This window comes from Hyphomonas sp. FCG-A18, assembly GCF_045287255.1.
Classification (GTDB): domain Bacteria; phylum Pseudomonadota; class Alphaproteobacteria; order Caulobacterales; family Hyphomonadaceae; genus Henriciella.
On record NZ_CP137142.1, the window covers coordinates 2,920,751 to 2,940,488 of the forward strand.

Below are 19,738 nucleotides of genomic sequence, written 5' to 3' on the forward strand. Positions count from 1 at the left end.
ATAAGGAAAAGGCCTTATTGGTTACTCAATGATTTCAAAATCGTCTGGAATTGTTGGGATCGACGCGATGGAAATCGAATCATCAATCACTTCCTCACCGCGCCCGGATTCGCGGCGCGCATAAGCTTCGACCAAAGACATGTAAGGCGGGGCGTGGGTATAGCTTGCCGCTTCTGTTGGGACTTTGATTTCGAAATGCAGGTGGAAGGTCGTCGGTGTGCCGCCAAAATCGTTTGAGATATAGCCAAGGGTCTGGCCTTCGGTGACGGTATCGAGTTCTGCGATTTCGAGCCGAGCCATATTCAGGTGGATATAATTGTAGAGGATACCGCTATCGCCGCGCAGGCGAACCCAGTACGGGCCGATATACTCAATCAGGCCGGGTTCGACCGCGACAGCCTCATACAGTGTACGATCTGCGGGGGAGACACGGCGGAGCTCATTGCAGCCCTCAGGCGTGCCGACGCGAATATCCTGTCCCTGATGGACTTTATTTGTCGGGCAGAGTGGCGTGTTGCGGGTTCTGGAGCGTTTCTCACAGAAATTGTCCTGCCAGGGATAGTCGTAATTGCGCGGATCACATTGGTCCCCGCCGCCAATGCCGCCACCAAAGCGCCAGACCATGGATTGCAGATAGGCCGGGGCATCCTTGACCGGGAAGGTAATATCCGGGGCATAAACGGTTGTGTTCGTCGTTCCGGTTCCGGAACCGGGGATCAGGTCGCCAGCCGGGCGATACTGGAATTTGATCGGGAGGGGTTCGGGTTCCGGCTCTGGGGCTGGGGGCGTTGGGTCGGGATCTGGGGTGGGCTGCTCAGGGTCCGGCTCCGGAGTTGGGTTGACAGGGTCAGGTTCAGGATCGGCCGGACCCGGATCAGGATCTGGTTCGGTAATCTCAATAGGCGGCGTTGGATCGGGTTCGCCTTCATTATACGGGTCAGTGACCGGCTCACTCGGCGGTGGCGGACCCGGTGCACCCGGCGGGGTCGGTTCAATGTCACGGCGGCCATCGCCGGGATAGCGGATCAGGTCGCCACAAGCGGTCAGGCCCAGCAGCAGACCCGCGATAAGAACCCCTTCTATCCGTCGCATCTATCGTGTCCCCGCAATCAACATATCTTCAATCACCAGCATGGCTTCTTCCTCGGTGACGCAAGCGCCTTTGATAGCCGTTGCTGGGTCCTTACAGGCAAATTCCACCAGATAGGACGCGCCATAGCGTTTGAAGCTGACCTGTGCCCCGGTCATGGTCTCCTCAAAGCGCGCACTGCCTTCTTCCATCTGTGCTGCGCCGGGCGGGGTTGGGCCGATCCGATCCGTGCCATTGATCAGCATGTCATAGGTCTCCCCCTTGATGACGGCGAAATACCCATCGTTGAGTGGGCGGAATTGAAGACCATCAGGGCCAGAGGCGGCAGAAACAGCATTGCCCGGTAACAGGACCGGAACAGGCGTGGCATCAGAACCGCTGGCAATCTCAACCCTGGCATCAGGGTTTTCAGCTTGCGCGGCGGCGTAATCAGCGCGGGCTGAGTTCCAGTCTATCGTGGCCCGGCGGGGTTCTGGATCTGCATCAATGGGGTCAGCAGGCGGTCGCTCAGGCGCCGGACCGGGCTGTTCTTCTGGAGGCGGCAATTCGGCTTTCTGGCCTGGGCTTCTTACCAAAGGCTCACAAGCCCCCAGAGCCAGAATGGCCGTGGCTATCACACATGCTCGGATCATTGTGTTTCCCTCTTTCGACCTGGCAGCGCCATCACATCGCGTTCGGCATAGGCCAGATTGCTCATCGCCTGTATGTCTTGCAGGACGGCGTCGGCCTCGCGCGGGCTGTCCTTTGGCAGGCCGAGGATCAGTTCCCCGGAATAGCTGGCACGGATCAGCTTGAGATCCTTGAGCGCCGGGCGATTGCTGGCCCAGTCCTGATAGGTAGCATGTGCATAGGCGGCATCCTTGCGGAAGGTTTTGCCGACCGGGTCTAGCGCTGGATCAGCGTCAAAGCGAACGATGAAAACCGCCTTCATATCGGCCTCTGAGACCGCGTGTACCGGGAGGGCCACTGGCGTGTGACTGCTCGCCGGTTGGGCCATGGCCGGGAGCCAGCTCATCGCCCCGGGCATCCGATCCGCCAGAGTCATGCACCCGGTCAGGGCCAGCATACAGAGCAGGCCGAGAAGGCCGAGTTGGCCGCCATAATGGGGTTTTGGAGGCGTGTAATGCGCCATAAGCTAGGATCCCTTCCGATCTAGTCTTCGCTCAAGTTTACGCCAGCGAGGTTTAGCAGGCCAGCCCCGCACGGGCGCAGGCAAAGATTCTCATCGGCCTCTGTGGGCACGGCGCCGGGATAATTGATGCACTCACCGATGCACTGGACCTCTGCTACCGGGGTCAGGCCCGCCATCAATGTATCGAATAATTCCAGCCGGGTCTGGTCCGGTCTCTTGGCCTTGATCAGGGCGAGCGCCGCAGAAACATGTGGGGCGGCCATGCTGGTGCCTTCCTCATAGGAATAATAGCACTGCGCCACGGCGCTGCCGCTGACCGGGTCGAGGCAATTTTCCGAAAGCTTGGTTGAGAGTACCCCGTCCGGGTTGCCATCGCCATTATCATCGCGGCTGAGATCACCGCCGGGCGCGATCAGGTCCACGGCGCTGCCATAATTGGAGTAAGGCGCGAGATAGCCGCGCGCATCACCGCTGGCGACCGTGATCACATTCTGGCAACTCGCGGGCGCGAAGAATTGTGTTGGGATACGGTTATTTCCAGCTGCGGCAACGACTGTGACGCCCTCGGCGGTCACGGCATTGATCGCGTCTTGCATGGAAGCTGGACAGGTTTTGAACAAGCCGAAAGACAGGTTGATGATATGGGCGGGATTGTCGTTCCAGACCTCATTTCCCAGCGCGTCAAACTCAGGAATGATCCCGGCGGCCCAGCGGATCGCATCATTGATGTCTGAGAGGCGCCCACCGCATTTGCCGAGCGCACGGACCGGGACAAGTTTGACATTCCACGCCCCGCCCGCAACGCCTTGTCCATTATCGGTCAGGCCAGCGCCAATCGTTCCGGCGACGTGCGTACCGTGCCAGGAGTTTTCCATACGGCCTTTTTCAGGGCAAATGTCGCCGGGGTCGGTAGCGTCGCCATCGCGGCTATCGCCATCATTCCCGACATCTGGGTCGGTGACCATATCCCAACCCGCCACGAGGTTTGGTGAGTTCTTGATATCCGGGTGGCTGTAATCAAGCCCTGTATCAATCACAGCCACGACGACTTCCGGGGCGCCTTGCACAGCCTCACGCGTCCAGAAATCAACAAAGCCCGCCCCGCCTGGGCTGTCACTCTGGTTCTGGTAATGCCATTGCAGGGAGAAGAGCGGGTCATTCGGGGTGATGGCCACAGGGGTGACGGGTGTATCCGGACGGCGGATCATCTGGTGTTCGAAAATATAGTCTTTCTCGACATATTCGAACTCACCTGAGGCCTGCAGGTCTTCAATAACGCAATCCATCGCCATGATGGCGCTGGCGGTGCCATCGGCAATCGCGCCTTGATCACAGACAGTTTCCTCAGCCTCAATCGCGGACAGTTGGCGTGGGCTGAACTCGCCCGTGAACTGCGTTGGCTTCATCGCGTCGGCGCCAATCTCAATCACCATCTGGCCTGAGCGTGAGCGCTGGATACTGGCGGCGACACCATACTTGCGTGCCGTTTCAATCATCCGGTCTTCGGCTTGTAATTGTCGCTCTAAAGCGTCCTGGCGCATGGTGATCGCGCGCTGAGCCACCTGTGGTTTAAGTTGCGGGAGCTTGTCATAGCGCTCTTGCTGGGTTTCTACGCGTTTGACCTGTAACTCATCAATAGATGAACCATCAGGGTTGCGGCGCAATCGATCGCGCAGAGGCGCGCGCGGCAGATTTGGGCCAGGTTCCAGAATGGCTTTGGGTGGCGCTTCTACGCGTGGATCAATAACGGTCACACGTTTACGGTTCAAAGCTTGTGGGCGTTCAATCCGTTCAATGATTTCCGGACTCACTTCAGCCTCTGCCATGGTGGCCTCATCGAGGATAACGATACGGCTTTCGGCCTCCTCATCAATGACGATTTCCATGGCCATTTCCGGGGCCGCCATCACCTCAGCCATGGCCACAGGCGGTGGTAGATCACGCGGTTTGGCAACAATTGAGCCAATGGCAAAGCGGCGTTCCCCGGTTGTGGGAAGGGTCGGCAAAAAGGTCGGTTGAAGCTTGCCAGCAAAAGCGCGACCCTCAACGCTGGCACGCTTAAGTGCGTCCCTCGGATCAGAAGGGCGGGCATCCTTTCCGGTGATCTGGTCAATTACAGCTTGTCCAAGCTGCCCGGCGCGATCAACGCGTTCTTCAGGCTGATCACAGGCCGCCAGCGCAAATCCCCCGATCAGTACAAGGCTGAGTGTTTTGAAGCCCGCTCTAACCGTCATCACCGTCTCCCTGATCGCTGTGACTGTATAGGTTAACCATATGTCAAACGTGTGGCAGGGAGTCCGTCAACTCAAATCTGGTTCGAGCCGACCGAGGGCGCGACCCACGACAATACCTGCATCAGCAATGGCATCGCGAGCGGGTTTCGAGATCGCTGTCATGTTCATAAAGCCATGCACCATGCCGGAATGCTCGCGAATGGTTACCGGAACACCATGCGCCGCGAGCTTTGCTGCATAGGCTTTGCCTTCATCTTTCAGAGGGTCCCAGCCGCATAGCACGAAGTGTGCGGGTGGCAGGCCTGCGAAGTCATCATCCTCGGCAAAAAGTGGCGAGACTCGCGGGTCCATCCGGTCGACCTCATCGGCGATATAGCTGTCCCGGAAATAGTCGAACAGATTGGGCGAGATGAAGAACCCGCCTTCCTGGAAACTCATTTTCTTGGTGCGGATGTCGACAAATTGCACCAGCGGATACAGCAACAACTGATAGGCGGGCATTGGGCCGCCCGTACGGTTCATTTCCTGCGCAATATAGGCGGCAAGATTTCCGCCTGCACTGTCCCCGGCAACGGCAATGCGATCTGGATCGAAGCCGAGAATATCCCCGCGTGTCGTTGCCCAGCGCCATGCGGCGGCGGCATCCTCATGCGCGGTTGGAAACTTGTTTTCCGGGGCGAGGCGATACTCAATCGACAGAACCCGGCAGCGTGAGGAAGCAGCCAGACGACGGCAGATCACGTCATGGCTATCAATATCGCCAAGCACAAAGCCGCCGCCATGAAAGAACAGGATGGCTGGCGCAGGGCCGACCCCTGCGGCAAGCGGAGCGTAATAACGGGCTTTAAGTGGGCCATCCGCGCCGTCGACGATCAGGTTGGAAATCTCCGCCAGCTCTGGCACATCGCTCTCAACCGAACGGCTGGCTTTGTAGAATGCCTGGCGCAACCCTTCGGTCGAGCCTTTCCAGTCCATCGTCGTGAAGTCTGGCAGTTTCATTTTGTCCATGAAGCTGCGCATTGTGTCATTGAAGGCCATGTCTGAACTCTTGCCCCGTTCGTCGGTTAAGGGAAAGGTGATTTATCGCCCGAATGTGGCGAATGGGAGGAAGATATGAAAACCGTTGACGTCTTTTGGTCGTTTCGCTCGCCGTATTCTTATCTGGCGACGAAGCGGTTGCGGGCTTTGTCGGATAAGTGGGATGTGCGGGTGCGCCCGCGCCCGGTCTATCCTCTGGCGATCCGGACACCGGACTTTTTCGCCGGGATCAGGCCGCAATGGGTGCCCTATCTGATGAGTGATGTGGTGCGCCTGTCGCAATATCTCGGCTTGTCTCTGGGGCCACTAAACCCTGATCCGGTGACGATGAACATGATGACGCGAGAGATTGCTGATGAACAGCCGCATATTCATCGCCTGACCCGCCTGGGCATCCTGGCTTGTGAGGTTAGCGACCAAGCGGGCTGGGCCTTCATGGATGAAGTTTCCTCTGTCATCTGGTCTGGGCAGGCCTGGACAGAAGGCAACGTGCTGGCCGATGCAGTGGCGCGCGCCGGGCTGGAGCTGCGGGAGTTGGATGCCCGTCAGGACAGTGAATCCGAGCGCTTAACCAAAGTGATTGAGGCAAACCAGACCGAGCAGGATAAGTATCATTGGGGCGTCCCCCTAATGGTGCTTGAGCAGGAAGCTTTCTTTGGTCAGGACCGCATCGATCTTTTGGAGTGGCGGTTGGAGCAAGCCGGTGTCAAACGCCGATAGCTAGTCCAGAAAGAAATAGTCATTGACCCGCCACAGCACGTAAGGGGTGTTGCCGTGGAAGAGTTCGGGCAGCAGGTCGCCCCAAATGACCCCGCGCACCTGTTCGGGCAGAGATCCGGAGACTTGCGCCGCCGCAAGGCCAAGCTCACAAACATCAATCCCGGAAATCGCTTCCTGCATCTGCGCATAGCCTTGTCCCTCGGCTTGCGAGAAGGCTGCGATTTGCAGGCCCAGCGTCCAGTCATTTGAACCCAAAGCCAGCCCTGTTTGTTGCAGCCAGCGTTTGTCAAAGGCGCTGGGGCCGGGGCGGCGGACCGGGGCTTCTCGTGCTGCCTGAACCGCATCGAGATAAAGTTCACCGAACCGCATCGCCCAATTATAGCTTTCACTGCCATAGGGATAGCGCGCGAGCAGGTCCGGGATCAGCGCGTCTTCGTTGAATTCAAGGAATTCAGCGATACGCGGGCCGTTGCACCATGTTGAGTTTTCCCGGCGCAGGCGGGTAAGCGCGGTGGCACTATGGGCGATGAGCTTGTCATAATGCTCGGTTGGGGCCTGTTTGAACTCAAAGGCGCCGCGTTTCAGCTCGGTCAGAATGGAGCGTAGGACGAGTTCTGCAAGGGCATCTGCTTCCTTGCCATTGGCGATCATCGCGGTGGCTTCGGCGTCCAATGTTGTCGCGGTTCCGGGAGAAACTGTCTGTAAGAGGGTGAGATAGGCTTGCGTGGCCGCGTCGTTCAACGCTTCATTCAGGGAGCCGGCCTGTATGCTGGCTTGTGTCGGTTCAACCTTCGACAAGCTGCCCGGCCGCCAGATCAGTATCAGGGCAATCGCCGAGATGATGGCGAGAATGATCAGGCCCGTTCGCAAACCTACAGTTTTGGAACGGACCCCTGTCATAATTAAAGCTGCACCACGCCGGGGCCGACCTCGGCAGTGAACAGGCGCGCGACATCATTTGCGCGGCGATCCTGGGTCAGGCGCTGGTTGACATAGCCCTTGTCGGTAATCTCCCCGGCATCAATGCTGGGCGGCTCCGTCATGACCAGAAAGCGTTTGATCCGGCGCGAGGAGCCAGGCTCAGCGGCATTGAACGCGCTAATTTTGGCGGCAAGATCTTTAACATAGGCCATGCCTGCCGCGGCCTGATCACCGTTTGCCTCAGCCATATAGTTTTCAAACGCGGCTGGAGACGGCCAGACCATAGCGCCGATATAGTTCTTGTCCTGACCACAGATGATTGCGTCAAAGACCAGCGGGCTGCAGGCCGCAACCAAATCCGGGCGCAGCGTCCCGACACTAACCCAGGTGCCGGATGACAGCTTAAAATCCTCTCCGACGCGGCCATCGAAGATGATACCTTTATTCGGATCGTTCTCATCGACAAAGATCGCTGCATCGCCGAGGCAGTAATAACCTTCTTCATCAAACACTTCGGCATTCTTGTCCGGCAAGTCGCGATAGCCCGGCATGACGGTTGGGCCTTGGACGCGGACCTCCAGTTTGCCGCCAGTTGGGACCAGTTTCAGGGTGAGACCCGGCAAAGGCAGGCCGATCAGGCCGACCCGCTCGACCTCCCAATGCACAACCGTAATACCCTGCGTCTCCGTTGCGCCATACATGGTAATGATGGGAATGCGTCGCCCGGTTGCTTTGATGGCGAGGGCTTGTAGCCGATCATACAAGTCATCGGAAAGGGTCGCGCCACCATAGGCGATCTGCCGCATATTCTCGAAGAAAGCGTGCATCAGGCTTTCATCTTCTTCCATCGCCTCGGCCAGCATGGCCAGCGCAATTGGCGCGGTGCCGAAGGTTGACGGCTTGGCATCGCGGACATTGCGGATGGTTTCATGGAAGAGGGCCGGGGTTGGCTTGCCGCCATCGATCCAGAAGGTTGCGCCATTCCACAATGCGCCATTGAAGTTCACATTTGAGCCGGAAATATGGTTCCATGGCAGCCAGTCGAGGAAATTGTCGACCTTGTCCGGGTCATAGTCGGGATCACGGGCATTGTCCCGCAGACCTTCCTGCCCGGCGATCATCGCGCACATTGCCCCTTGCGTTGTCGGGACGGGTTTCGGCATGCCCGTTGAGCCAGACGTGAAGAGATATTTACCGATGCTATCATCGGTGAGGGTGTTCATCGCCTCTGCGACAGCGGGCGTGACAGGGGTCTGCAGCAGCGCCGCATAGTCGGCGATGTCTCGCCCGGAGCCTTCCACCGCAATGACGGTACAGCCATGGTCACCAAGGGCGGCGAGCGCTGGCTCAAACGGGGTGAGGTGCTGGGCAAAGATGACCTTGGGCCGCACCGCATTGAAACAGTGTTTCAGCTTGGCAAAATCGGACGACATCAGAGAGTAGGGGACTGAAATCGGGGCTGCGGGCGCGCCAATCGTCATCGCGGCCATCATCGCAATCGCGCTTTCAATCGAATTGCCTGACAGGATCATCACCGGGGCGTCCGGACCCGCGCCCATATTAAGGAAAGCTTGCGCGAGGGCGTCGCTCATCGCTTTGCCCTGGCCGTAAGTGATTTCTTCCCATTCATCGGTTTGGGCGTTGCGTTGCTTCAGCCATGGCCGGTCCGGGTGCATTTCGGCGCGGGTGTCCAGAGCATGCGGCACGGTGCGCGGGCGATCACCGGGCGCATGACGCTGGCTCAGGTAAACAGTGCCGTCTGGCTTTCGGACACAATCAATATCCGGTAATTTCTGCGCAAGCGGCCTGAATGGCGGTAGCGGGCTCCCGTCAGCCATATCTGTTTCTCCCTGAATTTTCTTATTCTTTGGGGCTCAGACTAAAGCTGTCGCGAGGGCAGACAAGTAGATTCGAATTTAGGCTGCTTTCAATCAGATATCGAAGCCATCCATATGCTCGGCAAAGAATTCTTCGTCCTCGTAAAACCAGTCGACATCAAATTCAGGTTGCGGCGGCGGTTTTTGCAGGGAGACGACATTATCGGCCATGAAGCCGTCCTTTTGAGGGGCGGCTCGCTTTGGCGCAGAGGTGTCGTCCTGATCCGACATCGTTAGCTGACGCGGCGGTCGTGTCCGGCCCAATAGGGCTCCCGCAAATCCTTGCGCAGGATTTTACCCGACGGGTTGCGCGGCATAACCTCAATCGTATCGACGGTTTTCGGGCATTTATAGCCTGCAATCCGCTCGCGCGCCCATGCGATCACGCTATCCGCGCTTGGATTGGTGCCCTCTTTGGGAACGATGATGGCTTTGACGGCCTCACCCCATTTTTCGTCTGGAACGCCAATCACGGCGACATCAGCAATATCCGGGTGCCCGAAGATGGCGTTTTCGACCTCTGCTGGATACACATTCTCCCCGCCTGAAACGATCATGTCTTTCACGCGGTCATGGATGTAGAGGAAGCCGTCCTCATCGAAATAACCAGCATCGCCGGTATAGAAGAAACCATCCTTGATGCTCTCTTCAGTCGCTTCGGGGCGGTTCCAGTAGCCTTTCATGATGAAGCCGGACTTGATCACGATTTCACCGACCTCTCCTGTCGGAACCGGATTACCCTCACCATCAACACAGCGCACAACGGCTGTCGGCCACGGCACCCCGCAGGAGCGTAGCTTGCCCCAGGCCGGGTCATGCGCTTCAGGCGGCAGGAAAGTGCCTGCGCCAACTGTCTCGGTCAGGCCATAGAGCTGGGTAAAGCGCGCGCCCATGACCTCGACGGCGGTTCGTAGCAGGTCTTCAGTAATCGGGCTGGCGCCATAGAAAACCTGTTTCAGGCTGGAATAATCACGGTTCTTGAAAGTTGGATGCTGGGTCAGGATCAGGATGACTGCGGGGACCCAGAAGGCGTGAACGATGTTCTGGCTCTCAATCAGGTCAAGGATGGCGGTCGGATCAATCTCCGGGAGGACAACGGTTTTCGCGCCCTGTGCGGTTGCAAGGATGCCAACATTGACGCCCGCAACGTGGAAAAGCGGCATGGCGTTCATCACCGCTTCGCCCGCGCCATAGCTCGACCATTCCAGAATGCTGGCTTGCTCAAAATAATCCCGGTAATTGCCATTGGTCAGCATGACGCCCTTGGGCAAGCCTGTTGTACCCGAGGTATAGAGCTGGATGACATCATCATTTTCGAAGGTTTCCAGCGCCGGGTCGGTATCGTCCTGCGCGTCGCGCCACTGCGTATATTCCGACCAGCCCTCGCGTGTGCCTTCAACCGTGATGATATGCTGCAGATGCGGGCATTCATCCTTGATGGCCTCAATCATGTCGAACCATTCAGGCCCCACGAACAGGACTTTGACCTGTGCATCCGACAGGATGAATTGAACCTCAGGAGCGGCGAGCCGGGTGTTCACACCATTCATCACCGCGCGGATTTTCGCGCAGCCGAACATTTGCTCATAGTAAACGGCGGTATTCTTCGCGAGATAACCAACCCGCTGGTCAGGACCAACGCCCAGAGCGCTCAGGCCGTTCGCGACTTGCGAAGAGCGTTTGTGGAGATCGGTAAAACTGGTTTCCTCTCCCTTATACCAGAACGCAATCTCATCACCGCGGATTTTAGCCTGATGGCCCGGAATATCGGCCACGTGCGGCATCGCTTTCACGTCCAGCATCGTCTCACTCCCAAGTGTTGTTAGGGCGGCTAATCCGCCTCTTCAGTCCAGCAAGCTAGGCAAAACGTACCAAACGTCTAGGGATAGCGGCGTCGAAACAGAACATTTTTGCATGCAGGATTGATATTATGACACAAGGCTTCTCTACCCGCGCGCTTCACGCCGGGGCTGCGCCAGATCCCGTGACCGGCTCACGCGCTCAACCCATTCACCAGACCACCAGCTTTGTCTTCAAGGATGCCGAGCATGCCTCAAAGCTGTTCGCGCTGCAGGAATTTGGCAACATCTATACTCGTCTTGGCAACCCGACGACGGGGGCGCTGGAGGAGCGGATTGCCAATCTTGAGGGCGGCACGATGGGCGTTGCCACAGCCTCAGGCCATGCCGCGCAATTGCTGGCCTTCCATGTCCTGATGGAGCCGGGCACCAAAATCGTGGCGGCCAAACAGCTTTATGGCGGGTCGATCAACCAGCTTGGCCATGCGTTCAAGAAGTTTGGCTGGCGTGTGGAATTCGTCGACATCAATGATGGTGCCGCGGTTGAGGCGGCGATGGATGACACTGTGCGCGTGATCTTCTCTGAAAGCCTCGCCAATCCGGGTGGTGTCGTCACGGACATGGCGCAGGTTGCTGCGATCGCGAAGAAGCATGGTGTCGTCTACATGGTCGATAATACAATGGCTTCGCCTTATCTCTGCCAGCCGCTGCAGCATGGCGCGAACATTGTGGTGAACTCGCTAACCAAGTTTATTGGTGGGCATGGCAATTCGATTGGTGGCATGCTGGTTGATGGTGGGAATTTCGACTGGAAAGCTCATGCCGACAAGTATCCGACCATGGCGACACCGCAGGCCTATTATAATGATCTGAACTTTGCCGAAGGCTTTGGTGCGCTGCCGCTTGGCCCGGATGGCGCGGCGGTGGATATTGCTTTTGCGATTGCGGCGCGGGCGTTCAGCCTGCGTGACCTTGGCCCGGCACTCTCGCCATTTAACGCGTTCATGATCTTGACCGGGTGTGAAACCCTCCCTCTGCGCATGGATAAGCATTGCGCCAATGCGACTGCGGTAGCCGAATATCTGAGTGGGCATGAGAAAGTCAGCTGGGTTCAGTATGCGGGCCTAGCCGGGGATAAGTATCACGCGCTGGCGCAGACCTATTGTCCGAAAGGGGCTGGGGCGGTTTTCACCTTTGGCCTGAAGGGTGGACATGAGGCCGGGGTGAAACTGGTCGAGCATGTGAAGCTGTTCAGCCATCTGGCGAACATTGGCGATACGCGCTCGCTGATCATTCACCCGAGCTCAACCACCCATAGCCAGCTTTCAGATGCGCAGAAAACCGCTGCCGGGGCCGCGCCCGACACGGTGCGCCTGTCAGTTGGGATTGAAGATGCCGCTGATATTATCGCCGATCTTCAGCAGGCTTTGGCAGTGATTTAGAAAAAAATCGCGAGGGCGTGTCGATTTTGCTAAAGCTCGTTCGTCTGGGTTGTGAAGGTTCACTCCTGAGCCCTCACAATCTTTAGGAGCACAACATGCAATATATCTGTCTAATCTATTCCGAAGAGCATCGCGAACCCCAGCCAGGCACAGCAGAGTTCAGCACCTACATGCAGGGTTTCGCTGACTTCACAAAGCGCGTTCAGGATGATGGCGTCTTTGTTGGCGGCGAGGCGTTACAGCCTGCCGTAACTGCCAGCACGGTCACACGGGAAAACGGTAAAGTTGAAACCATGGATGGCCCGTTCGCCGAAACCAAGGAACAGCTTGGCGGTTTCTACCTGCTGGACTGCAAGGATCTGGATGAGGCGCTGAACTATGCTGCCATGATCCCAACCACCAAGCATGGCCGGGTCGAGGTTCGCCCGATCATGATTTACGAATAGACGATCATGCTGCCCCCACTCACACTCGACCAAACGATTGAGACAATCGTGCGGGAGGAGTGGGGGCGCATTCTCGCCAGCCTCACCCAATCGGTTGGCGATCTGCAATTGGCCGAGGATAGCTTGCAGGATGCGGTAGAAGTCGCGCTGCAAAAATGGTCAGAGCAGGGCCTGCCTGCATCACCTGCAGCCTGGTTGATCACGACGGCGCGCCGCAGGGCTGTTGATCGCCTGCGCCGGGCTCAGACTTTCGCCAAGAAGCAGCCTGACCTGTCATATCTCCTTGATCTGGAACGACCCGATGACATCGAATGCGATCTGGATGTGGTTCCTGACAAACGGCTGGAAATGATCTTCACCTGCTGTCACCCAGCGCTGGAGGAAAAGACCCGGATTGCTCTGACCTTGCGGACTATAGGCGGGTTGACGACCGAGGAGATTGCCCATGCTTTCCTCGATAAACCGGGCGCCATGGCCCAGCGCCTTGTTCGCGCCAAAAAGAAAATCCGACTGGCCAATATCCCTTATGAAGTCCCCAGCGCTGATCTATTGCCAGAGCGTCTGCGCGGTGTTCTGGCGGTTATTTATCTGATCTTCAATGAGGGCTATGCGGCAACATCGGGTGTGGCCCTTACGCGTGTCGACTTGATCAAGGAGGCTATTCGCCTCGCTCGAATTATGCGGGACTTGCTGCCGAAGGAGACAGAGGTTTCAGGGCTTCTGGCGTTGATGCTGTTGCATGAGTCAAGACGTTTGGCGCGGACAGGCCCAGACGGGGCAATGATTGCTCTTGAAGATCAGAACAGAGGCCTGTGGGACAGGCAAATGATCCTTGAGGGCACAAGCCTCATTCAGGATACTCTGCGTCAGCAAAGGGTTGGCCCGTATCAGTTGCAGGCCGCGATCAGTGCCCTACATGTTGAGGCGGAATGCTGGGAGGTAACGGATTGGCCTCAAATCGCCTCGCTTTACAGCCTGCTCTACACCCTCCAGCCATCTCTTGTTGTGCGGATCAATCAGGCCATGGCGCTGTCTTATGCAAACTCGATTGAAGTGGCTTTGGACATGCTGGACGCGGCTGCGAATGAGCATGACCTGAGCGGGTACAGAGCCTTTCATCTGGCCAAGGCGGATTTGCTATCGCGCGCTGGACGGCCTGATGAAGCAAAACCTTGTTTGGAAGCCGGGTTGGCGCTTGCGGAAAATGATGTTGAACGAGATTTCCTGACCAGGAAATTGGCAAACTTGGGTGAATAGATCGCCTTAGACAATCTTGCCCCTTCCCTTCCCTAACAAATCCCGCAAAATGCACTAAACTTGTCTGGGGAGGCATAAACCATGGCGAACGCACAAAGCATTATTCTGCACCAGTTTGAGCGCTCGCCCTTTTCAGAGAAAATTCGTCTTGCCCTGCGCATGAAGAATCTCGCTTGGTCCGCGGTGGAAATCCCGTCCATCATGCCCAAGCCAGACCTTATCCCGCTGACGGGCGGGTATCGGCGCACCCCGGTGATGCAGATTGGCGCAGATATTTACTGTGACACGCAATTGATGCTGCCGGAGCTGGAGCGTCGGTTTCAGCTGCCCGCGCTTGACCTGCCAGGGCATGAGGGGCTGGCGAAAATGGTCGGGGCCTGGGTCGATACGAAATGGTTCCAGACTTCAGTGGGCGTGATCTTTGGCGAAGTTGGCGACAAGATGCCGAAAGAATTCATCGAGGATCGCACGAAAATGTCGGGTCGTCCTTTTGATGTTGACGCAATGAAAGCAGCTGCACCGATCCTCCGCGATCAATGGCGCACACAGCTCATGTGGATTGAAGAGCGGCTTGATGGTGGCCGTCATGCCGGGACCGGAGATTGGCTGGTCGGGACCAAGCCGGGCCTGATCGATGTGCATGCCTTTATGAACCCATGGTTCGTAGAGAAGAATGTGCCAGATTTTCTCGAACGCTGCTTTGAGGATGCCCCGCTGACGCGCAGTTGGTATGGGCGCCTAAAGGATTTCAGAGGTCAGGCCCCTGAAGAGATTAGCGGGCAAGATGCAATTGATGTCGCTCATAGTGCGGCGCCACGTCTGAAACCGGCCTCAACCGCCCATGATTTGCGCGATTTTGAACCTGGTGAGCGTGTTGCAATTGCGCCGGATGACTATGCAAAGGATTGGGTTGAGGGTGATCTGGTGATCGCCAATGCTGAGCGAGTGATCATTGCCCGGCAGGATGACCGCGCCGATAATCTGCATGTCCATTTTCCGCGTGTGGGCTATGTCCTGCGCCGGGTTTGAAGTATAAACAACGCTTCCTTAACGCGCGCGTTTTACATTTTAGGCTAGCCTGTTTTTCGGGAGCCTGTTTCATGCGTGCCATCATTCTTGTGCTTAGCGCTTTGTTTTTCATGGGTGCTGTGGCGAATGCCCAGACCAGCGTGGTGAAAGCAGGCAATGTTGTCCCGGTCAGCGAACGGTTGCCTGGGCATGAAGCGGATACATATCGGTTTGGTATTGCTTATAAAAGCATGCGTGGCACAACGCCGGGTCAGTGTGAAGCCGCCTGTAATGGTGATCAAAACTGCGCGGCATGGAGCCTTGTGCCCGCAACTTTTCAGATGGGACCGCGCTGTGAATTGAAGCGTAACATTGGGGCTCAAGAATACCGCCCCGGCGCGGTCTCTGGTGTCGCTACGAAGTATCATCCGCGTCCGAAGACACCGCAGAACGCCTATGCCCGACCTGCTCCTGCACCTGCTCCTGCGTCAGCCCTTCGGCGCGCGCCAGCCGTGAGCACGCCGCCTGCGCCACGCCCCAAGCCGGTTACGCTTCCTAAGCCTGCGCCAAAACCGGTTGCGCCGCCAAAGCCGAACCCGAAATCCGTGACGGTTCCTGCCCCAGCGCCAAAACCAATTGCCAGCCCACAACCGAGCCCCAAGCCCGTTACGCGTCCGGTTGCACCGCCACAACAGCCTGTGCAAGTGGCTCCGGCCCCTCGCCCGCATCCTGCGCCAACGCGTCTGACGCGTCCAACCCAGCCCGTGGTACAGCCACAGCCTCGGTCTTCCCAAGGGTTAGAAGGTGGCCCGGTTAAGGTCTATCGCGCGCCAAGTCCTGCGCCTGCCCCTGTTGCGACGCGGCCCACACCAACGCCTGCACCGCGTCCAGCCCCGGCACCCCTGCCGATTACGCGACAGCCGCAACCTCGCCCTCAGCCGGTTGCCCCAAAGCCTGCGCCGCAGCCAGAGCGCCCAAAGCAGTTTGAGATGCAGCCATCAGCGGCTCAAGCGCCTCAGCCTGCTCCGCAACCTGCGCCAGTATCGCAACCAGAACCGATCACGATCGACCCGGATGTTGCGAGCGGGGGTGTTGCAACCGATCCTCCCGCCCCGATTTCACAACGCCGACGTGTGCCTTGGAATCAGCGGACCGGGAATGAACCAAGTTACTCGGTCGGCGACACGGACTTTGTCCCAGGCGATGAGCAGGCGACAGCTGGCTTCCTTGGTGGTGTGCCGGACGAAGACGAATAGACCTTGAAAGCTTCGGGGTGGAGCAACATTTGTCTCTCAAGAAGAGACAAAGGCGATCTGCAATGTTTATCCAGACCGAACCGACCCCAAACCCGGAAACGCTGAAGTTTCTGCCGGGCCAACCCGTGACAGGGGATACAGGTCCATATGACTTTGCCAGCCTTGATGAAGCCGGGACCAGCCCGCTGGCGCAGACTCTGTTTGATGTTGCCGGGGTCACGCGGGTCTTCCTTGGCGCAGATTTCATTTCCCTGACCAAGGATGCGGACAGCGACTGGAAACATGTGCGTCCGATGGCGCTTGCCGCGATCATGGATCATTTCGTTGCTGGCCTTCCGGTTATGGCAACAGGCGGCGCGGCGATGCCACAGGTTGAGGAAGGCGGGTCTGCTGATGATTATGAGGGCGATACCGCAGAGATTGTCAGCGAGATTATCGAGCTGATTGAAACCCGCGTTCGCCCAGCCGTGGCGCAGGATGGTGGCGACATTATCTTCCATCGGTTTGAACCTGAGAGCGGGATTGTCCACCTCTCCATGCGCGGTGCCTGTGCGGGCTGTCCATCGTCCACGATGACGCTGAAATCCGGCATTGAGAATATGCTGCGGGCCTATGTGCCTGAGGTCACGGCTGTTGAGGCTGCTCTTTAGGCATTGATGGCGGTTTCATAGGCTTCGCTGGCCTCCAGCCAATCCATTTCGGCTTGCTCAATGGTGGCGGTTAACTCGCCGCGTTTGACCATTAAAGCTTGCATCTGGTCTGAAGATTGGTCGGGCTGGGCAAGACTCTCATCGACCTTTTTAAGCGCTGCGGTGGCTTTGGTCAGGCGCTTTTCAGCATCTTCGGCCTTGCGCTTCAGGGGCGAAGCGGCCTTGCGCTTTTCCGAAGCCAGGCGGCGCTGTTCAGCCTTGTCGACCTTGGCGACTGGTTTGGTTTCAACGGCTGCGGTTTTGGGTTTGGTTGCCGGGTCGGGTTTCTCGCGATCGGCCTGCAGGACAAGCTTGCGATAGTCGGCAAGGTCGCCAGCATAGGGCTTGGCGGCCCCATCTTTGACGAGCCAGAGCTGATCGGCGGTCGCCTCGGCCAGAAACACATCGTGGGTGATTAGCAGGACGGCGCCTTTGAAGTCGTTCAGGGCATAGATCAGCGCTTCACGGCTATCGATATCGAGGTGAGAGGTTGGCTCGTCGAGGATAAGGATGTTTGGCTTTTCCATCGCCATCAGGCCAAGCAAGAGCCGGACTTTTTCACCGCCGGACAGTTTCTCAATCTTGGTATCGACCTTTTCATGAGAAAAGCCCATCGCGGCGGCGACGGCGCGCTGCTGGGCAACTTTTGTATCACTCGGCAGAGCACGGCGGACATGGTCAAGCACGGTTTCACCCATGGTCAGCTCGTCCATCTGGTCCTGACTGAAATAGCCAATGCGGATGGCCTTGGGGACTTTGCGTGTTCCGGCCATCAGCGGCAGGCGCTCAGCGATGGATTTGACCAGTGTGGTCTTGCCTTGTCCATTGGTGCCGATGATGGCGATCCGGTCATCGGGATCAAGGCGCAGGTCAACCTTGCGGAGGATGTCGGCACCCTCACCATAACCGAGCACGGCGTCTTCGAGCACGAGCATGGGCGGGCTGAGCTTCTCTTCCCCGGACGGGAAGGTGAACGGGACGGTGCGTTCCGCCAGCGGGATGGAGATATCCTGCATCTTTTCCAGCATTTTAACGCGGGATTGGGCTTGCCGCGCCTTCGAGGCCTTGGCGCGGAAGCGGTCAACGAAGGCTTGCAAGTGGGCCTTTTCAGCATCCTGTTTGGCGCGTTGGGATTCCAATTGCGCGACGCGTTCTGCCCGCAGCCGCAACCAGGCATCATAGCCGCCTGCACAAAGCGTGAGTTTCAAATGCTCCAGCGCCATCGTGTGGGTAACACAGCGATTGAGCAGCTCGCGGTCATGGCTGACAATGATGACGGTATGCGGATATTTTTTCAGATATCCCTCTAGCCACGCCGCACCCTCAAGATCGAGATAGTTGGTTGGCTCGTCGAGGAGGAGCAGATCAGGCTGTGAAAACAGCACCCCGGCAATTGCCGCGCGCATTCGCCAGCCGCCGGAAAACTCTTTCGTCTTGCGGGCGAGGTCAGCATGTTTGAAGCCAAGGCCCATCAGGACTTCAGCCGCGCGCGCCTCGGCTGACCAGGCATCAATATCCACCAGCCGCATATGGATTTCGGCAATCCGGTCCGGATCGGTTGCGGTCTCGGATTCCTGTATCAGGGCATGGCGCTCAGTATCGGCGGCGAGAACCACCTCAAGGATCGTCTCATCGGTTGGCGCGACTTCCTGCGCGACCCAGCCAAGCTTGGCCCCCTGGCTCAGGCGAATGGCGCTTTGAGCGGTTGGGTTTTCAACCTCTTCACGGATGAGGCGCAGCAGGGTGGACTTGCCTGTGCCATTGCGCCCGACCAGCCCGACTTTCCAGCCAGACGCAATCTGCGCGCTCGCCCCATCAAACAGAGGGCGCGCTTCAATCCGGTAATCGAGGTCAGAAATCGTCAGCATGGCGGCGGTTTAGCCAAGCCGCGGCGCAAGGCAAGGGCTGCTGGCCGCTTGACTTCCGTTAAGCCGCTGCGCGATGGCGACGCGGTGAACGCTATTCTCCTCCCTCTCGCGCTGTGTCTGTTGTCGGCCATTACTGTGGCGGCGACGAATATGTTTGTGAAGCGGGGCGGGGATGTCCTGTCGGCGCGGATGATTGTGTCGATTGCAATGGCGCTCAGCGTCTTGCCGTTCGCGCCTTTCGTGCCCTTGCCGACAGGGCCGCTCTGGGGCGCGCTGGCTTTGTCGGTTATCGTCCATTGGGGGTATCAGTTTGCGATGATCCGCGCTCTGCATCGCGGGGATCTGTCGCTGGTCTTTCCAGTAATGCGCGGGTTGGCCCCGCTCTTGGCAGCGTTGTTGGCATTGATGACCTTGCGCGAAAATCCGGGCATCTGGGGTTGGATTGGCCTGATCATGGCGACCTGTTCGATTATTGTCTTTGCCCTGCCGGAGAAGCGCGCTGATGGCACTGGCCTGCCTAAACGCGATGCTCTGATTTGGGCCGGGCTGACCGCGGTTGGGATTGCCGCCTATTCCGTGGTGGATGCGCGCGGGGTGCGCATGGCGGATAATCCGATGACCTTTGTCGTCTGGCTATTCCTGTTTGACTGGATTGGGATCACGGCGGCGATGCTGTTTGTGCGCCGGGGCAATATCTGGAGTGGGGTGCGGCCCCAGATTATTGGTGGGACGATTGGCGGCTTTCTTGGCACAATCAGTTATGGCGCAGCGCTATTGGCCATGTCTCTGGCTGATGTCGCCTATGTCACCGCGATCCGCGAGACCTCCGTTGTCTTTGCCGCGATCATGGGGGCTGTGTTTCTGAAAGAATCCTTTGGCCGACGCCGGATTGTTGCCGCAGCTGTACTTGCCGTGGGTCTCTTGATGCTTCAAATCGGGGCTTAACGCGCCCTTGGCATAT

General features: G+C 57.9%; 17 protein-coding genes. 8 read left to right on the forward strand and 9 right to left on the reverse strand.

Going from position 1 to position 19,738, the window contains the following annotated elements:
- Nucleotides 1-21 precede the first annotated feature (21 nt).
- The 5 genes from RYZ27_RS14485 to RYZ27_RS14505 all read right to left on the reverse strand — a co-directional run bounded on the left by RYZ27_RS14485 (nt 22) and on the right by RYZ27_RS14505 (nt 5,494).
- Nucleotides 22-1,092: a M23 family metallopeptidase gene (locus RYZ27_RS14485; protein ID WP_406680238.1), complete on the reverse strand. Its 1,071-nt coding sequence runs from the start codon at nt 1,090-1,092 to the stop codon at nt 22-24.
- Nucleotides 1,093-1,722: a hypothetical protein gene (locus RYZ27_RS14490; RefSeq protein ID WP_406680239.1), complete on the reverse strand. Its 630-nt coding sequence runs from the start codon at nt 1,720-1,722 to the stop codon at nt 1,093-1,095.
- On the reverse strand, nt 1,719-2,222 hold the full coding sequence (locus RYZ27_RS14495; RefSeq protein ID WP_406680240.1) for a hypothetical protein: 504 nt from the start codon (nt 2,220-2,222) through the stop codon (nt 1,719-1,721). The genes RYZ27_RS14490 and RYZ27_RS14495 overlap by 4 nt, the downstream gene beginning before the upstream one ends.
- A 20-nt stretch (nt 2,223-2,242) precedes the next feature.
- Nucleotides 2,243-4,456: a S8 family serine peptidase gene (locus RYZ27_RS14500; RefSeq protein WP_406680241.1), complete on the reverse strand. Its 2,214-nt coding sequence runs from the start codon at nt 4,454-4,456 to the stop codon at nt 2,243-2,245.
- A gap of 66 nt (nt 4,457-4,522) precedes the next feature.
- Nucleotides 4,523-5,494 carry an alpha/beta hydrolase gene (locus RYZ27_RS14505; RefSeq protein ID WP_406680242.1) on the reverse strand — a complete coding sequence of 324 codons (972 nt, stop codon included), beginning with the start codon at nt 5,492-5,494 and terminating at the stop codon, nt 4,523-4,525.
- Between the two features lie 75 nt (nt 5,495-5,569).
- Here RYZ27_RS14505 and RYZ27_RS14510 point away from each other — a divergent pair, with 75 nt between their 5' ends.
- Nucleotides 5,570-6,214, forward strand: coding sequence for a 2-hydroxychromene-2-carboxylate isomerase (locus RYZ27_RS14510; protein ID WP_406680243.1), 645 nt, complete (start codon nt 5,570-5,572; stop codon nt 6,212-6,214).
- Here the strand turns inward: RYZ27_RS14510 and RYZ27_RS14515 are convergent, their stop codons facing one another.
- The 3 genes from RYZ27_RS14515 to RYZ27_RS14525 all read right to left on the reverse strand — a co-directional run bounded on the left by RYZ27_RS14515 (nt 6,215) and on the right by RYZ27_RS14525 (nt 10,814).
- The gene (locus tag RYZ27_RS14515; RefSeq protein ID WP_406680244.1) at nt 6,215-7,114 is read right to left on the reverse strand and encodes a hypothetical protein; all 900 of its coding nucleotides are present in this window, start codon (nt 7,112-7,114) and stop codon (nt 6,215-6,217) included. It abuts the gene before it with no gap.
- 2 nt (nt 7,115-7,116) lie between these two features.
- Nucleotides 7,117-8,973, reverse strand: a complete 1,857-nt coding sequence (locus RYZ27_RS14520) for an AMP-binding protein (protein ID WP_406680245.1) — start codon at nt 8,971-8,973, stop codon at nt 7,117-7,119.
- Between the two features lie 272 nt (nt 8,974-9,245).
- Nucleotides 9,246-10,814 carry a long-chain-fatty-acid--CoA ligase gene (locus tag RYZ27_RS14525; RefSeq protein WP_406680246.1) on the reverse strand — a complete coding sequence of 523 codons (1,569 nt, stop codon included), beginning with the start codon at nt 10,812-10,814 and terminating at the stop codon, nt 9,246-9,248.
- A gap of 128 nt (nt 10,815-10,942) precedes the next feature.
- Here RYZ27_RS14525 and RYZ27_RS14530 point away from each other — a divergent pair, with 128 nt between their 5' ends.
- From RYZ27_RS14530 to RYZ27_RS14555, 6 genes are all read left to right on the forward strand, one after another.
- Entirely contained in the window at nt 10,943-12,253 is a 1,311-nt protein-coding gene (locus tag RYZ27_RS14530; RefSeq protein WP_406680247.1) for an O-acetylhomoserine aminocarboxypropyltransferase, read from the forward strand.
- Nucleotides 12,254-12,348: 95 nt separating this feature from the next.
- Nucleotides 12,349-12,699: a YciI family protein gene (locus tag RYZ27_RS14535; protein WP_406680248.1), complete on the forward strand. Its 351-nt coding sequence runs from the start codon at nt 12,349-12,351 to the stop codon at nt 12,697-12,699.
- Between the two features lie 6 nt (nt 12,700-12,705).
- The gene (locus tag RYZ27_RS14540) at nt 12,706-13,956 is read left to right on the forward strand and encodes an RNA polymerase sigma factor (protein WP_406680249.1); all 1,251 of its coding nucleotides are present in this window, start codon (nt 12,706-12,708) and stop codon (nt 13,954-13,956) included.
- Between the two features lie 81 nt (nt 13,957-14,037).
- Nucleotides 14,038-14,985, forward strand: a complete 948-nt coding sequence (locus tag RYZ27_RS14545; RefSeq protein WP_406680250.1) for a glutathione S-transferase — start codon at nt 14,038-14,040, stop codon at nt 14,983-14,985.
- Between the two features lie 71 nt (nt 14,986-15,056).
- Nucleotides 15,057-16,220, forward strand: coding sequence for a PAN domain-containing protein (locus tag RYZ27_RS14550; protein ID WP_406680251.1), 1,164 nt, complete (start codon nt 15,057-15,059; stop codon nt 16,218-16,220).
- Between the two features lie 62 nt (nt 16,221-16,282).
- Nucleotides 16,283-16,870 (forward strand): NifU family protein, encoded by a 588-nt coding sequence (locus tag RYZ27_RS14555; RefSeq protein WP_406680252.1) that lies wholly within the window; start codon nt 16,283-16,285, stop codon nt 16,868-16,870.
- Here the strand turns inward: RYZ27_RS14555 and RYZ27_RS14560 are convergent.
- Nucleotides 16,867-18,777: an ATP-binding cassette domain-containing protein gene (locus RYZ27_RS14560; protein WP_406680253.1), complete on the reverse strand. Its 1,911-nt coding sequence runs from the start codon at nt 18,775-18,777 to the stop codon at nt 16,867-16,869. The two genes, RYZ27_RS14555 and RYZ27_RS14560, sit on opposite strands and share 4 nt — an antisense overlap.
- A gap of 48 nt (nt 18,778-18,825) precedes the next feature.
- Here RYZ27_RS14560 and RYZ27_RS14565 point away from each other — a divergent pair, with 48 nt between their 5' ends.
- Complete coding sequence (locus tag RYZ27_RS14565) at nt 18,826-19,722, forward strand: EamA family transporter (protein ID WP_406680254.1); 897 nt, start codon at nt 18,826-18,828, stop codon at nt 19,720-19,722.
- Nucleotides 19,723-19,738: the final 16 nt, after the last annotated feature.

Bases quoted from the DNA above. Each gene is read 5' to 3' on its own strand.
- RYZ27_RS14485 (WP_406680238.1), bottom strand. From the start codon at position 1,092: ATGCGACGGATAGAAGGGGTTCTTATCGCGGGTCTGCTGCTGGGCCTG.
- RYZ27_RS14490 (WP_406680239.1), bottom strand. From the start codon at position 1,722: ATGATCCGAGCATGTGTGATAGCCACGGCCATTCTGGCTCTGGGGGCT.
- RYZ27_RS14495 (WP_406680240.1), bottom strand. From the start codon at position 2,222: ATGGCGCATTACACGCCTCCAAAACCCCATTATGGCGGCCAACTCGGC.
- RYZ27_RS14500 (WP_406680241.1), bottom strand. From the start codon at position 4,456: ATGACGGTTAGAGCGGGCTTCAAAACACTCAGCCTTGTACTGATCGGG.
- RYZ27_RS14505 (WP_406680242.1), bottom strand. From the start codon at position 5,494: ATGGCCTTCAATGACACAATGCGCAGCTTCATGGACAAAATGAAACTG.
- RYZ27_RS14510 (WP_406680243.1), top strand. From the start codon at position 5,570: ATGAAAACCGTTGACGTCTTTTGGTCGTTTCGCTCGCCGTATTCTTAT.
- RYZ27_RS14515 (WP_406680244.1), bottom strand. From the start codon at position 7,114: ATGACAGGGGTCCGTTCCAAAACTGTAGGTTTGCGAACGGGCCTGATC.
- RYZ27_RS14520 (WP_406680245.1), bottom strand. From the start codon at position 8,973: ATGGCTGACGGGAGCCCGCTACCGCCATTCAGGCCGCTTGCGCAGAAA.
- RYZ27_RS14525 (WP_406680246.1), bottom strand. From the start codon at position 10,814: ATGCTGGACGTGAAAGCGATGCCGCACGTGGCCGATATTCCGGGCCAT.
- RYZ27_RS14530 (WP_406680247.1), top strand. From the start codon at position 10,943: ATGACACAAGGCTTCTCTACCCGCGCGCTTCACGCCGGGGCTGCGCCA.
- RYZ27_RS14535 (WP_406680248.1), top strand. From the start codon at position 12,349: ATGCAATATATCTGTCTAATCTATTCCGAAGAGCATCGCGAACCCCAG.
- RYZ27_RS14540 (WP_406680249.1), top strand. From the start codon at position 12,706: ATGCTGCCCCCACTCACACTCGACCAAACGATTGAGACAATCGTGCGG.
- RYZ27_RS14545 (WP_406680250.1), top strand. From the start codon at position 14,038: ATGGCGAACGCACAAAGCATTATTCTGCACCAGTTTGAGCGCTCGCCC.
- RYZ27_RS14550 (WP_406680251.1), top strand. From the start codon at position 15,057: ATGCGTGCCATCATTCTTGTGCTTAGCGCTTTGTTTTTCATGGGTGCT.
- RYZ27_RS14555 (WP_406680252.1), top strand. From the start codon at position 16,283: ATGTTTATCCAGACCGAACCGACCCCAAACCCGGAAACGCTGAAGTTT.
- RYZ27_RS14560 (WP_406680253.1), bottom strand. From the start codon at position 18,777: ATGCTGACGATTTCTGACCTCGATTACCGGATTGAAGCGCGCCCTCTG.